The organism is Pseudomonas sp. P4_B4 (assembly GCF_056402255.1).
Genome location: NZ_JBFUHS010000013.1, coordinates 100,292 through 114,082 on the forward strand (window position 1 = coordinate 100,292; position 13,791 = coordinate 114,082).

General features: G+C 61.7%; 11 protein-coding genes. 6 read left to right on the plus strand and 5 right to left on the minus strand.

Annotation, left to right across the window (positions count from 1 at the left end; all coding sequences use genetic code 11):
• Positions 1-112: 112 nt before the first annotated feature.
• From AC1DVE_RS15770 to AC1DVE_RS15780, 3 genes are all read left to right on the plus strand, one after another.
• Positions 113-1,129: an arginine N-succinyltransferase gene (locus tag AC1DVE_RS15770; protein ID WP_223533729.1), complete on the plus strand. Its 1,017-nt coding sequence runs from the start codon at positions 113-115 to the stop codon at positions 1,127-1,129.
• 49 nt (positions 1,130-1,178) lie between these two features.
• Positions 1,179-2,213 carry an arginine N-succinyltransferase gene (gene astA / locus AC1DVE_RS15775; protein ID WP_223533728.1) on the plus strand — a complete coding sequence of 345 codons (1,035 nt, stop codon included), beginning with the start codon at positions 1,179-1,181 and terminating at the stop codon, positions 2,211-2,213.
• A 142-nt stretch (positions 2,214-2,355) separates the two neighbouring features.
• Entirely contained in the window at positions 2,356-3,225 is an 870-nt protein-coding gene (locus AC1DVE_RS15780; protein ID WP_223533727.1) for an isocitrate lyase/PEP mutase family protein, read from the plus strand.
• Between the two features lie 56 nt (positions 3,226-3,281).
• On the opposite strand, the gene AC1DVE_RS15785 is transcribed toward AC1DVE_RS15780, so the two are convergent.
• Complete coding sequence (locus AC1DVE_RS15785) at positions 3,282-4,355, minus strand: diguanylate cyclase (RefSeq protein WP_223533726.1); 1,074 nt, start codon at positions 4,353-4,355, stop codon at positions 3,282-3,284.
• A gap of 198 nt (positions 4,356-4,553) precedes the next feature.
• On the opposite strand from AC1DVE_RS15785, the gene AC1DVE_RS15790 reads away from it, so the two are divergent.
• The 3 genes from AC1DVE_RS15790 (at position 4,554) to hglS (ending at position 8,504) form a co-directional block, all read left to right on the plus strand.
• Positions 4,554-6,008 carry a flavin-containing monooxygenase gene (locus tag AC1DVE_RS15790; RefSeq protein ID WP_223533725.1) on the plus strand — a complete coding sequence of 485 codons (1,455 nt, stop codon included), beginning with the start codon at positions 4,554-4,556 and terminating at the stop codon, positions 6,006-6,008.
• Between the two features lie 22 nt (positions 6,009-6,030).
• Entirely contained in the window at positions 6,031-6,987 is a 957-nt protein-coding gene (locus tag AC1DVE_RS15795) for an alpha/beta fold hydrolase (RefSeq protein ID WP_223459858.1), read from the plus strand.
• Positions 6,988-7,097: 110 nt separating this feature from the next.
• Positions 7,098-8,504 carry a 2-oxoadipate dioxygenase/decarboxylase HglS gene (gene hglS / locus AC1DVE_RS15800; protein ID WP_223459860.1) on the plus strand — a complete coding sequence of 469 codons (1,407 nt, stop codon included), beginning with the start codon at positions 7,098-7,100 and terminating at the stop codon, positions 8,502-8,504.
• 351 nt (positions 8,505-8,855) lie between these two features.
• On the opposite strand, the gene AC1DVE_RS15805 is transcribed toward hglS, so the two are convergent.
• The 4 genes from AC1DVE_RS15805 to AC1DVE_RS15820 all read right to left on the minus strand — a co-directional run bounded on the left by AC1DVE_RS15805 (position 8,856) and on the right by AC1DVE_RS15820 (position 13,771).
• Entirely contained in the window at positions 8,856-9,434 is a 579-nt protein-coding gene (locus tag AC1DVE_RS15805) for a hypothetical protein (RefSeq protein WP_223533724.1), read from the minus strand.
• Positions 9,435-9,566: 132 nt separating this feature from the next.
• Positions 9,567-10,640 (minus strand): lipocalin-like domain-containing protein, encoded by a 1,074-nt coding sequence (locus AC1DVE_RS15810; protein ID WP_223537705.1) that lies wholly within the window; start codon positions 10,638-10,640, stop codon positions 9,567-9,569.
• Entirely contained in the window at positions 10,630-13,101 is a 2,472-nt protein-coding gene (locus AC1DVE_RS15815; protein ID WP_477784029.1) for an ABC transporter permease, read from the minus strand. The genes AC1DVE_RS15810 and AC1DVE_RS15815 overlap by 11 nt, the downstream gene beginning before the upstream one ends.
• Before the next feature lies 1 nt (position 13,102).
• The gene (locus AC1DVE_RS15820; RefSeq protein WP_477784030.1) at positions 13,103-13,771 is read right to left on the minus strand and encodes an ABC transporter ATP-binding protein; all 669 of its coding nucleotides are present in this window, start codon (positions 13,769-13,771) and stop codon (positions 13,103-13,105) included.
• Positions 13,772-13,791 lie beyond the last annotated feature (20 nt).

The window sequence follows — 13,791 nt, forward strand, 5'->3', positions numbered from 1 at the left end:
AGAGTGGCGCCTGACAACGTTCAGATAACCACCGATTTAATGTGGGGGAAAACCGACAGTGATAGTCAGGTTCGGCTCAAATCGCCGAATCGTTTGATACAGGAGTGTCTCCATGCTGGTCTTGCGTCCAGTCGAGTTGGCCGACCTGCTCCAGTTGCAGAGGCTGGCTCGTGAAAGCCTCGTGGGCGTCACGTCCCTGCCCGACGATAGCGAACGGTTACGCGGAAAAATCCTCGATTCCTGTGCCTCGTTCGAAAAGGACGTCGAGGGTCATGGCCCGGAAAACTATTTCTTTGTACTCGAAGACCTGACGACACAGCACCTGGTCGGCTGCTCGGAAATCCTCGCCACGGCGGGACACAACGAGCCGTTCTACAGCTTGCGCAACCGGCACTTCACCAGTGCCTCGCGGGAACTGAACATCGAGCACGGCGTACCGGCCTTGTCGTTGTGTCACGACCTCAGTGGCCACACCTTGCTGCGGGGCTTCCATATCGATGCCGCGCGGGTACGCAGCGCGCACTCCGAACTGCTGTCGCGGGCGCGCCTGTTGTTTATCGCCGCCCACGCCCGGCGTTTTTCCGAAACAGTGATCACCGAAATCGTCGGCTACAGCAGTGATGAAGGCCACTCGCCTTTTTGGGACGCCGTGGGCAAGCATTTCTTCGACTTGCCCTACGTCGAGGCCGAACGGCTTTGCGGCCTGCAGAGCCGCACCTTTCTCGCCGAACTGATGCCGCAGTATCCGATTTACGTGCCCATGCTGCCCCAGGCGGCACAGGACTGCATCGGCAGCATCCACCCCGATGGCCAGGAAGCCTTCGATATCCTCGAACGTGAAGGCTTCGAAACCAACAGTTACATCGATCTGTTCGATGGAGGCCCGACGCTCTATGCGCGCACTTCAGGCATTCGTTCCATCACCCACAGCCAGTGCGGCGTAACGCAGCCTGGCCCGGTGATCGATGCCCGTGGCAGCTTTCTGGTGAGCAACGAGTCCTTGACGGATTATCGGGCCATCGTCGCCGATCTTGATTACATCGCCGGACAACCTGTGACGCTGGATGCCGCCATGTGCGAGGCGCTGAAGGTGACCGAGGGCAGCCCGATCAGGCTGATCGCCCTGTGAATACCCGCCAGATTCAACACCCGAGCACACGCGAACAAGGAGCCGCCGCATGATTGTCCGTCCGGTGCAGATCACCGACCTGCCCGCCCTGTTCAAGCTGGTGCGTCAGGCAGTTCCTGGGCTTACCAGCCTGCCGGCCGACGAAGAACGCCTGGCCCACCGGATTCGCTGGGCCCAACGCACATTTGCCGGGCAGGTCGATCGGGCAGATGCCGATTACCTGTTCGTGCTCGAGGATGACGAGCAGCAAGTGGTGGGCGTCAGCGCCCTGACGGGTGCCGTCGGTCTGCGCGAGCCCTGGTACAACTACCGGGTCGGACTGACGGTCAGCGCTTCAGCGGACCTGGGTATCCAGCGCCAGATCCCGACCCTGTTCCTGAGCAATGAATTGACCGGGCAATCGGAAGTCAGCTCGTTGTACCTGCGCCCCGATCAGCGCCAGGGCAGCAACGGCCGTTTGCTTTCGCTCGGGCGTTTGTTGTTTGTGGCCGAGTTTACGCAGCTGTTCGGCAACCGGCTCATCGCCGAATTACGCGGCAGCGCCGACGAACGAGGTGGCTCGCCGTTCTGGGACAGCCTCGGCCGGCACTTTTTCAAGATGGATTTCAGCTACGCCGATCACTTGTCCGGGCTGGGCAACAAATCGTTCATCGCCGAACTGATGCCGCGCCAGCCGCTGTACACCTGCCTGCTCACCGAACAGGCCCAGGCAGTGATCGGCAAGGCCCACCCGAATACCGAGCCGGCCCTGAAAATCCTCAGCGGCGAAGGGTTTGCCCACAAAGGCTACATCGATATCTTCGACGGCGGACCGGTCATCGAAGCCCCGGTTTCCGGGATCCGCACCGTGCGCGACAGCCAACCGCTGATACTGGCCATCGACTCGCCGGACGATAAAGCGCCCCTCTGGCTGATTCACAACCGCCGTCTGGAAAACTGTCGCATTACCTGCGCCCCGGCCCGACAGGTGGGCACCAGCCTGGTGGTTGATCGCCTGACCGCCAAGCGCTTGCAGCTGCAACCCGGCGACTCGGTGCGCGCCGTGCCACTGCTTGACCAACGGCAACAGGCCGAGGCGGCGTGACTTATCAGTTCCATCGTTGCGACGTCAATCGGCCTTACCCAGCAAATTCGTCATCTTCGTTCTGCGGCGCGCGTGATAGCCTTTTATTTCTTTGGCGTTGACACTTTTGCTCAAGCCCCTCCATTCCATTGGTGGAACTCATATGTCCAGGCTTTCCCATCAAGATTTGCGCCGCAGTTTTCGCCAACTGTTCGCCTCCGACACCTGCTACCACACGGCCTCGGTTTTCGACCCGATGTCGGCCCGTATCGCCGCCGACCTGGGCTTCGAAGTCGGGATCCTCGGTGGTTCGGTCGCCTCGTTGCAAGTGCTGGGCGCCCCTGACTTTGCCTTGATCACCCTCAGCGAGTTCGCTGAACAGGCCACCCGCATCGGCCGTGTCGCCCAGTTGCCGGTGATTGCCGACGCCGACCACGGCTACGGCAACGCGCTCAACGTCATGCGCACCATCGTCGAACTCGAACGGGCCGGCGTCGCTGCGCTGACCATCGAAGACACTTTGCTGCCGGCGCAGTTTGGCCGCAAATCCACCGACCTGATCACGGTCGCCGAAGGCGTCGGCAAGATCCGCGCGGCACTGGAAGCCCGCTGCGATACGGAAATGGCGATCATCGCCCGCACCCATGCCGGGATTCTGCCGGTGCAGGAAATCATCAGCCGCACCCGGCAATACCAGCGTGCCGGGGCCGACGGGATCTGCATGGTGGGCGTAAAGGACTTCGACCATCTGGAGCAGATCGCCGAGCACCTGAACGTGCCACTGATGCTGGTGACCTACGGCAACCCGCTGCTACGCGATGACAAGCGCCTGGCCGAACTGGGTGTGCGCGTGACCATCGACGGCCATGGCGCGTACTTCGCCGCGATCAAGGCGACCTACGACAGCCTGCGCGAACAACGCCAGATCCTCACCCAGACCTCGGACCTGAACGCTACAGAGCTGACGCACACCTACACGCAACCCGAGGAATACATCCGCTACGCGGAGGAGTTCATGAGCGTGAAGGAATGACGGTTTAAACCGACGCGCCGCCATCGCGAGAGCGTCCGCAGTTTATCGCGGGAAAGTCACACCGAGTCGAGCAGTTCGCGATAGGGTTTCCCGTTACCGCAGCAGATCACTCGATTGCGCCCGGTAGTCTTGGCTTCGTACAACGCATGATCGGCGTCGTTGAGCCAAAGCGTCGCGTCGCCATGGGCCGGGTTGAATGACGCCATTCCAATGCTCAGGCTGACTTTCAGCGCCGGGTTCTGCTCGTACCCCAAGGTGGCGAAGCGATCGCGCAGGGCATCCATGACGGCGGCGGCGCGGTTCAGGGGCAGGTCCGGAAGGATCACGCAAAACTCGTCACCGCCGTAGCGCCCTGCCATATCGGCCGCTCGCAGGCTCTGCCTGAGCATTTTACTCAACCGACGCAGGACGATGTCGCCGGCAACATGGCCGTAGGTGTCGTTGATGGTCTTGAAATGGTCGATGTCGATCAGCGCGATCGCCCCGCCTTTTTGCTGGCGTTTGCAACGCTGGAACTCGACCTCCAGTTGGTCCTTCCAAGTGCCATGGTTCAGCAGGCCCGTCAGGCTGTCGGTGCGGCTCAGTGCCAGCAGTTCACGCTTCTGACGGCCGAGGGTATGGGCCTGGCGGAAGCAGATCCAGCCCAGCGCCAGTGGATACAGGCACAGCAACGGCAAACAGGCATAGAGCTGCAACGGGCTGGTGGCAGGAATGAACGCCGGGGCGAAAATCAGCAGGCCAACGCCCACGCCCAATACTTGCGCGGCCGTCCCGGCGAGCAGGAAGCGCATGCCACCGATGGCCACGTTGTGCATGGCCATCATGGAAATGGTGGTCGCGCTGGGCAGTGGATTGAAATGCATGGCGGCAATCCAGAAGCCGCCGAGAAAGGCATCGATCAGCAGATTGCGGTGTTCGGCGTGATAAGGCTTTCTGGCCCGACGCGCCCATTGGTAGGCCAGGTGTGGCCAGACCAGGCCATTGAACCACATGAACCCCCAGACCCAGGGCGCCGGATCGAGTGGATACATCGCCGCGCTCACGCATACCAACCCAAGGGCCACCCCCAGGATTCGCGATGTATAGAGCCTCCTGGCCAATGAAAATCCGTTTCCTCCCGTTTTTGCCATAGGGCCTCTGTGCCACTCGACGGAATGCGATAACAGCCTGTGCCTGTGTGCTGGAGTCTATCAGGGTGAAATCAAATAGCCATCACCGACTGACAGGCTGAATATCGCGACATCACGCTCGCATAAAAGCAAAAGCCTCGTCTCCAGAAACGGCTATACATGAAAGAAGGGTTGATCAATGACCATAAGAGGAGGCCCATGCAGACCTTTCAAGTATTGATCATCGGCAGCGGGTTTGGCGGCCAGTGTGCCGCAATTAATTTGCTCAAGGCCGGAATCGACGATTTCCGCCTGCTGGAGCGGCGGGATTTCTTCGGCGGCACCTGGTGCCAGAACACCTACCCCGGCGCGGCAGTCGACGTGCCCTCGCCGCTGTACTCCTTGTCTTTCGCCCCGTATCGCTGGACGCAAATGTTCGCCGAACAAGCCGAATTGCACCGCTACACCCGCCACGTGGTGGAACACTTCGGCCTGCAGGACAAAGTGGAACTGGGCGCGAATGTCGAGCGCGTCGAATGGGACGACGCCAATAAGCGCTGGACGGTATACACCGCCGGCAAAGGCACGTTTTGCGCGCAGTTCCTGATCAACGCGACCGGGCCGTTGAGTCAGCCGGTGGTGCCGCACTTCGACGGACAGGAACGCTTTCAGGGCAAGACGTTTCACACCAACAACTGGGATCACAGCTACGACTATCGGCAAAAACGCGTGGCCATCGTCGGCAGCGGCGCCAGTGCGGCCCAGGTCATTCCGGCCATTGCCCCGGACGTCGGGCACTTGCATGTGTTCCAGCGCACGCCCCACTGGGTATTGCCCCGAGCTGACCGCAGCTTCGGCCGCTTCCAACGCTGGCTGCTGGGCCTCAAACCCGCCTACAAGCTGTTGCGCTGGGGGATCTACTGGCAATTCGAAACCCGGGTGATTGGCTTCAAGTACTCGAAACCGGCCGTGCACAGGGTCCAGCGCCAGGCCCTGCGTTTTCTCAAACACCAGGTGCCGGACGCCGAACTGCGGCGCAAACTGACGCCGGACTACACCATTGGCTGCAAACGGGTGATTCTGTCCAGCACGCTGTACCCGGCACTGGCCCGCCGCAATGTGACCCTGCACAGCAGCGAGCAAGGCATCGCGGCCATCGACGAAACCGGCATCGTTACCCTCGATGGCCAGCACATTGTCCTGGACTTGATCGTCTGGTCCACCGGCTACGACGCCACCGACGGGGTGATCTCCTACCCGGTAACGGGCAAAAACGGCACCCGTCTCAAGGAGGTCTGGGCGCAATACCCGCGGGCCTACCTCGGCACCGCCCTGCCCGATTTTCCCAACCTGTTCATCGTCACCGGGCCGAACACCGGCATCGGCCACACCTCGGCGCTGTTCATCATCGAATCCCAGATGAACTACATCCTCGATTGCATTCGCACCTTGAAGAATCAAGGTTTACGTAGCATCGAAGTTCGCCATGAGGCGGAACGTACCTACACTGAAATGATCCACCGGGAAATGGAACGCACCGTGTGGAAGTCCGGTGGTTGCCACAGTTGGTATCAAAGCAAGAGCGGTCATGTGATTGCGATGTTTCCGGGATTCAGCTTCAGCTTTCATCGCTTGACCCGAGCGCTGAAACCCGCCGATCACATTTTGTCCTGAGCAGATACAAGGGAGACGCGTGATGCTTTTGTTGTTCGTCGTTCTCGCAGTGTTCGTCACCTGGAGCTGGCTGACCTACCCGGCCATCGGCTACTGGCTCTATGACTTGAACATGGCGGCCGAGGCCAAGCTGTACCGGCTGCACAAAATCGTCGTGCCCATCCCCGAGATGACCGTCTCGACCTGGCAAGGCGGACCGTACGAAGCCACCAGCAATGTGCTGATGCTCCATGGCTTCAGCGCCGACAAGAACCTCTGGCTGCGTTTCGCCCGACACTTTGTCGGCAGCCATCGGGTGATCATCCCGGACATCGCCGGCCATGGCGAAACCGGCTTCAAGGCGGGCGGCGGCTACGACATCCCGCTGCAGGCCAAGCGCATGATCCAGCTGCTGGACGTGTGCGGAGTGGAAAAAGTCCATGTCATCGGCAACTCCATGGGCGGCTACATGGCGGCGTGGCTCGCGGCCACTTACCCGGAGCGCATTGTGTCCGTGGCCCTGATCGACCCGGCGGGTGTCACCGCGCCCGAGCCCAGTGACCTCGAGCGACATTTGGCCAAGGGCCACAACCCGTTTCTGATTCACTCGCGCGAAGAATTCCAGCGCTTCTACGCCATGACCATGGCTTCGCCACCCTGGGTACCGAAACTCGTGCTCGATGCCGTCGCCCAACGCTATGAACAGTCCCGCGATGAGCTGGAAGAAATCTTCCGCGAATTTCGCGCCAGCCCGCCGATGGAACCGCACCTGCCCGACATCACCGCCCCGGCGCTGTTGCTGTGGGGGCGCAAGGACCGGCTGATCGATGTCAGCAGCGTGGCGGTCTGGAGCAAGGGCATCGCCGACCTGCGCGTGCATATCTGGGACGCCATCGGGCACATGCCCATGGTAGAAGCGCCATACGGTTCGGCGCGCCTGTATCGCGAGTTTTTGGCATCGCTGCGTTCGGAGAGCCCACAGGATCAACGACTGCATTAGGCATGCAGTCCTTTGCAGAATGAAGTTCGTCAGAAACTTCGTTTGTCGGCGTCGCGCAAGGCTGCGATCTTTTGTCCATCCTTTACGTCACCGCGCCAGGAATCCTGTTCATGAACCACCCGAACTTCGTCAGCCCTGACCTGATCCGCCAACGCTTCTCCAAAGCGATGTCCGACATGTACCGCGAGGAAGTGCCGTTGTACGGCGCGTTGATGGAGTTGGTGGAACAGACTAACCGTCACGTGCTGGACAGCGATGCGCAAATCCTGCGGCAGCTCACCAGCACCGGCGAAATCGAGCGCCTGGACCTGGAACGTCATGGGGCGATCCGCGTCGGTACGGCCGATGAACTGGCGACCCTCGCCCGCCTGTTCGCGGTGATGGGCATGCAGCCGGTGGGTTACTACGACCTGACACCGGCCGGCGTGCCAGTGCATTCCACGGCGTTTCGCGCGGTGCATGAAGCCTCGCTGCAGGTCAGCCCGTTCCGGGTATTCACCTCGCTGTTGCGCCTGGAATTGATCGAAGACCTGGCGCTGCGCGCCTTTGCCCAATCGATGCTCGACCAGCGCTCGATCTTCACCCCCACGGCCCTCACGCTCATCGAACGTGCCGAATCCCGGGGTGGCCTGACCGAGCAGGAAGCCCTGGAGTTCATCGAACAGGCACTGGAAACGTTTCGCTGGCACCACAGCGCCACCGTCACCGCCGAACAGTATCAACAGCTCAGCGCCCAGCATCGCCTGATTGCCGATGTGGTGGCGTTCAAGGGCCCGCACATCAACCACCTGACACCGCGGACCCTGGACATCGACATCGTCCAGGCGCAAATGCCGGCCCATGGCATCACCCCCAAAGCGGTGATCGAAGGCCCGCCTCGCCGCCAGTGCCCGATCCTGCTGCGCCAGACCAGCTTCAAGGCCCTGGACGAGCCGATTGCCTTCACCGATCAAAGCGAGGCTCGCGGCAGCCACAGTGCCCGTTTCGGCGAGATCGAACAGCGCGGTGCCGCTCTCACACCCAAAGGCCGGGCACTCTACGACCGCTTGCTCAATGCCGCACGGGACGAACTCAAGGACTTCCCCAACGAAGCCAACGCCGCACGCTATAACGCCCTGATGACGCAGCATTTCAGCGAGTTCCCTGACACCTGGGAAGGCATGCGCCAACAGGGCCTGGCTTACTTCCGCTACTTCGTGACGGAAAAAGGCCTGGCGGCGGGTGACCTGAAAAACGCGCCCCTGGAAGACCTGATCAGCAGCGCTTGCCTGCGGGTTGAACCGCTGGTGTACGAAGATTTCCTGCCGGTGAGCGCAGCGGGGATTTTTCAGTCAAACCTGGGGGATGCGGCGCAAACCCGTTACGGCGCCCATGCCAACCAGCAGGCGTTCGAACAGGCCCTGGGGCGTTCGACGATCGATGAGTTGGGCCTGTATGCCGAGAGCCAGCGGCGTTCGATCGAACAGTGTTTCGCCGCATTGGCCGATGTTGTTCAAGTCAATAAAAAGCATGACTGAACGATTTCTCATAACTCAATAAAAAAATCGGGCGACCTACAGGTCGCCCGGTTTTTTATATCCAAAACTTTCAATACAGCAAACAAAGTGTTCGCCCAGTGCAATGGCCTCGGCAATCCATGCACTGGTAAAGAGCCCTGACACTGGGCGAACGGAAAGTATTTTAGTAGAAGTGGCTAAATATTTCCGTGCGCTAAAGATGAAATTTATCGACATCATATTTAATAAAATGTCGACTTAAATCCAATCCCGCACCTCGCCACAAACTCACCAGTTCGACCATACAAGCTGATTATTCCTATACAAAACTTGCACAAAAATAATCAGCCCATATAGAGCCATTACTCAATATTAGTGCTTGCTGGTTACCGTCAATATATCGGTATAAACCACGTTGACGCTTTGCCCGACTTTCAAATCCTTGAGTTTGGCCTGGACTTCAGGTCGTTTGACGTCGACGGTCTTGGACTGGCCTTCCGGGTTTTCGAAGGTCACCTGGTGTTTCTTCAGGTCGATGTGGGTGATTTTCAACTGCACTTTCACCTGACGATAAGCTTCGCCGCCAGGGTTGGCGCTACCTGGCGCAGCACGCACTTCGCCGGTGGCTTCGGCGGTGCCGGGCAGGCCTTTGTCGACATCGGTGTCGAGGTAGGCTGCAACGGCGCTGGTGACCCTGATGTCGACCGTATCGCCGGCCTTGAGGTTATTGAGGTTTTTCGCCTTGTCGGTCAATTGCACAGGGAACTCATTACCCTGCGGGCCTTTAAGGACCACGGAATGGTTCGCGGCATCAACCGAAACGACTTTGGTGGAGACCTGATCAGCCACCACGACTTCGGACAACGGGATATCGGCGGCAACCGCGCCAAAACTGGCGGCAGACAGCATGGTAGCGAGGGTGATGGCTTTGGTCAGTGCATGGCGTTTCATAGGCAGAACTTTCCCTGTGATAGATGGCAACAGACGGCGTTGAAACCGGGCTCAACGCCATGTGTGCGAGTGAGCATAGACGCTGTTCTGCGAGTGGTCGCGCCGCAGCGGTGATTTTCGTTACACGAGCGTCTAGTACCCGGTCATTTCCAGATAGCCCTGCCCTGCATGGCTGCCGCTGAGGCGCACCGGGCCTTCCCAGTAGGGAATGCGCAAGTCCATCCAGGCCTGGGGATTGAGCGCGGTAATGACGATATCGAGGTGTCTGGCGGGGATTTTGATCGACCAGCGAATGGGCATCACGCGCCCGGCAACCCGGGCGGTGTCTTGCGGCGTGAGGATGATGTCGCCGGCGTGCAACAATTGTGTCTGGCCCCGGGCGTCGATCCAGGTGCCGGTGAGGTAAGGCTCGCCGTCCTTTTGTCGCATGCGATACAGCATCACCTGCTCGCCGCTGTCCAGGTGCAGGGAGAACCAGTCCCATCCGGTCTGGTTGCTCGTCAGGGGCTGGCTGCTCCACTCCCGGTCGAGCCAGGCCGGGCCACTGACCTGAAAGGTCTTGCCGTCGATGTCGAGGGTGCCGCTGGCCTGGAAAAACGGCTGGCTGTAGTAGTAAGAAGCCTGGCCCTGTTCGGATTTCTGGCTGAACCCCCGGTCCCCCTGAAGCACCAGCGGACCTGTCGAGGTCAACCGCAGCCGGTAGCTGAAACGCTGGTCGCGGGCACTGAGTTGCAGGTCGGCCAACGGGGCGTCGGCAGTCGCCTGGCTGCGCAATTGCCAGTCGTCGATCCACGCGTTGAACGGCGCAACGCTGACACCGGCCTGACCGACGCCGCCACGGGCATAACGTTCGGCCGCGTGATGCACCGTCGCCGACGTCACCGCTGCGTGGCCGAGCCAGATCGTCTGATTCTGCCAACCCGCCACCTCAGGGCTGGATTTCAACGCGCTGCGAAACAAGGTCCATTGCGCGCCAAACTCATGCCCCTGATCGTCCTTCAGGTTGGCCGTGACATACCACCATTCGATGCGAAAGCCATCGTGCGGGCCGTGATCCGCCGGAAAGCTGAACACCCGACCGGGCACCACTGGGGTGAACGCAGCGGCCTGGCTGCCAAGCCCGGCAAAGCCTTTTTCTACCGGTGCCGGTTGATCGCAACCGCTCGCCAGCAGCGCCAGGAGCAACACGCCGACTTTAATCTTCATGGGCAAACGTCCGCAGCAGGTCCGCCGGTTGCGTGCGGTACAAACGGTACAACGGCCAGGCCGAGGCCAGCAGCGTCGCCACCAGCGCCAGCCCCATCAATTGCAACAGTTGCCATGGAAACACCCGCAACGGCAGGCGCCAGCCAAATGCCTGCACGTTGATCACCGTGTCCAGGCACCACGCCAGGGCGATGCCCAGCGGCAACGCCAGCACCAGGGTCAGCAGCGCCAGCAACCAGGTTTGCCCGAGGTTGAGCAACATCAAATGCCGACGCGTCACCCCCAGCGCCCACAACGGTGCCAGTTGCCCGAGACGGCTCTGGCTTTGGGTCAACAGGCTGATGAACAGCGCCACCCCGGCCACGCACAGCGTCAGGCTGTTGAGCGCGGCGGTGGCGGCGAAGGTGCGTTCGAAGATTTGCGTGGACCAGCCCTTGAGCCGCGCCTGATCGACGATGCGGCTGTCGTCCAGGGCAAAACGCGCCTGTAACGCCGCGACGAACGCAGGGATCGACGCCGGTTCGATGCGCAGGTTGAAGCGGCTCGGTGTCAGTTGCGGCCAGCCGTGCAACAGGTGGCCGATGTTCACCAGAATGTGGCCCTTGGGATTGCCGTAGTCGGCATAGATCCCGACGATCCGCGGCGACCACGGGCCAGTGGGTGTCGGCAGCGTCAGGTGATCGCCCAGTTGCACTTGCAGGCGCCGGGCCAGTTGTTCGCTGAGCATCACCGCATCGTCCTTGGCCAGTCGCTCCCAAGGGTTGTCGCCCAAGGCTTCGAGCAGCGGCCAGTGCTGGCGATAGGTCGGATGGTCGATGATCCCCGACAGGTCCGTCGGCCAGCCCTGCAACTGGATCGAAACCTGCCAGTTGGGCAGCACCGCCGCCAGTTGCGGCTGCTGGTCGAGCCAGCTGTGCAGTTCCCGGGCCTGGGCCGGGTTCTGGGGATTGAGGTAAAGCTCGGCCGTCAGCCGTTGTTCGAGCCAGTCGCTGAAGGTCTGGCGAAACCCTGCGGTCATGCTGCCGGCACCGATGTTCGCCGCCATGGCCAACAGCAGCGCCATCAGGGCCAGACTCAACGCCGGTAGTTGCTGGCGGCAATCGGCGACAAACCACTGGCCGAGTACCGAGCGACTGCGCTGCGAAACGAGACTGAGCAGCGCGCTGAGCAGCACCGGCAAGGCCAGCGCGGCACCGATCAACAGCGCGGCCATCAGTACGAAGCCACTGACAAGGCTGTTGCCGATGGTCAACGCCAGCAGCGCGATCACCCCGGCCATTGCCGCCACCCACCCCTGGCGTCGCAACCAGCGTGCATGGGCCTGATGCCAGGCCTGCGGGTCGGCCAACGCCAGCAATGGCAAACGCGCCGCCCGCAACAGGCTGCTGGCCCCAGCGAGCATTGCGCCGATCAGACTCAAGCCGATACCACTGAACCACCACGACAGGCTGAGGCTCAACTGCCCCGCCACTTCGGCGCCGTACAAGCCACGCAGGCTGGCGGCGACATCGGGCAACAGCACACCGGCCAGCAGGTAGCCGCTGACCACCCCGGCCACACCTCCGATCAGGGCCAGGCCACCCAATTCGACGGCGAGACAGGCGATCAGCATCCGCGCACTCACACCGCAGGCACGCAGGGTCCGGAGCAGGCTTCGCCGTTGCTCCAGCGCCAGCCCGATGGCGGCGTGCACGATAAACAGGCCGACCACGAACGACAGCACCCCCAGGGCATCGAGGTTCAGGTGAAAGCTTTCGGTCAGGCGCGTCAGGTTGTTTTCTTCGCCGGCACTCTTGAGTTGCAGCTGCCCCTTGAACGGCTCCGGCAGCGGTGCGGTGAAATCCTTCGGTAACAGCAGGCGCGACAGTTGCTCCGGCAACCCCAGAATCTGCTGGGCAAAACCGATGTCCACCAGCAGCACGCCGGGCGCCATGTCGGCCTGCACATGCAGCGGCGGCAGTGCCACGCCCGCCAGGTTCAGTGGTCGGTCACCCTCGCGAAAACCCAGTGCCTGCAAGGTCTGGGGCGAGATCCAGGTACTGCCCGGCGGACTGAAAAAGCCGACCACCTGTTCAATCGCCAAGGCCTGCCCGGCCACCGCGGCACCCGCCGGCAGCGACACCGGCTCGATGCCCATCAACTGCAAGCGCTGCTCTTCGTGCCCCTTGAGCGTGACCCGACCTTGCAGCACCGGTGACACCCGCCACCCCGCGCGGCGCAGATCGATAAACCATTGCTGGGGGAACGTGCCGCCACCGGGCGCACCGAGGCTGGCCTGGGGTTCGCCGCCGATCAACTGACTGGCGCGGGCATAGCTGTCGCGGGCCTGGCTGTTGAGTGCCTGAACGCCGGTCAACAGACCGGTGGCCAGCCACAACCCGGTCAGCACACTGAAAAACTGCACCGGATGCTGCCGCCAGTGGCTGAGCAGTGCGCGCAAGGTTTCGCCAAAGATGCGCATGTCAGCGCTCGCCCGCACCGGCCAGACGACCGCCGCACAGCATGRCTTTTTCCGCCAGCCGCGCCGCCACGCCGGGACTGTGGGTGACCATCAACAGGCTGGTGGGGCTGTCGTCGAGCAATTCCAGTAGCAACTGCAACACCTCGGCGGCGGTGGTTTCATCGAGRCTGCCGGTGGGCTCGTCGGCCAGCAGCAATTGGGGGCGCGATGCCAGCGCCCGGCCCAGCGCAACCCGTTGCTGCTGGCCGCCGGACAGTTGCTCCGGGTAGCGCCGCAGCAGCTCACCCAAGCCCAGGCGCTGCACCAGGTGCGCCTGCCAGCGTGGGTCATGGCGCCCCGCCAGACGCGCCTGAATCGCCAGGTTGTCTTCGACCCGCAGGCTGCCGATCAGGTTGAATTGCTGGAACACCAGGCCGATTTCCGTACGGCGCCAGTTCGCCAGTTGCCCTTCATTCATCTGTTCCAGACGATGCTCGCCACTGCGGATGCTGCCGCGATCGACCTTGTCCAGCCCGGCGATCAGGTGCAGCAAGGTGCTTTTGCCACTGCCCGACTCACCCATCAGCGCCAGACTGCTGCCGGGCCTGAGCGTCAGGTCGACGCCTTGCAGCACCGGCAGCGGTCCCTGCGGGGTGGCGTAGCTTTTGAAAACGCCATGGACTTCAAGCATGGGTCGACCTGCTGGATATG

What these genes read in the sequence shown, in the direction of transcription:
- AC1DVE_RS15770 (WP_223533729.1), top strand. Translation starts at nt 113, where the DNA reads ATGCTGGTCTTGCGTCCAGTCGAGTTGGCCGACCTGCTCCAGTTGCAG.
- AC1DVE_RS15790 (WP_223533725.1), top strand. Translation starts at nt 4,554, where the DNA reads ATGCAGACCTTTCAAGTATTGATCATCGGCAGCGGGTTTGGCGGCCAG.
- astA (WP_223533728.1), top strand. Translation starts at nt 1,179, where the DNA reads ATGATTGTCCGTCCGGTGCAGATCACCGACCTGCCCGCCCTGTTCAAG.
- AC1DVE_RS15810 (WP_223537705.1), bottom strand. Translation starts at nt 10,640, where the DNA reads ATGAAGATTAAAGTCGGCGTGTTGCTCCTGGCGCTGCTGGCGAGCGGT.
- AC1DVE_RS15785 (WP_223533726.1), bottom strand. Translation starts at nt 4,355, where the DNA reads ATGGCAAAAACGGGAGGAAACGGATTTTCATTGGCCAGGAGGCTCTAT.
- hglS (WP_223459860.1), top strand. Translation starts at nt 7,098, where the DNA reads ATGAACCACCCGAACTTCGTCAGCCCTGACCTGATCCGCCAACGCTTC.
- AC1DVE_RS15805 (WP_223533724.1), bottom strand. Translation starts at nt 9,434, where the DNA reads ATGAAACGCCATGCACTGACCAAAGCCATCACCCTCGCTACCATGCTG.
- AC1DVE_RS15780 (WP_223533727.1), top strand. Translation starts at nt 2,356, where the DNA reads ATGTCCAGGCTTTCCCATCAAGATTTGCGCCGCAGTTTTCGCCAACTG.
- AC1DVE_RS15795 (WP_223459858.1), top strand. Translation starts at nt 6,031, where the DNA reads ATGCTTTTGTTGTTCGTCGTTCTCGCAGTGTTCGTCACCTGGAGCTGG.
- AC1DVE_RS15815 (WP_477784029.1), bottom strand. Translation starts at nt 13,101, where the DNA reads ATGCGCATCTTTGGCGAAACCTTGCGCGCACTGCTCAGCCACTGGCGG.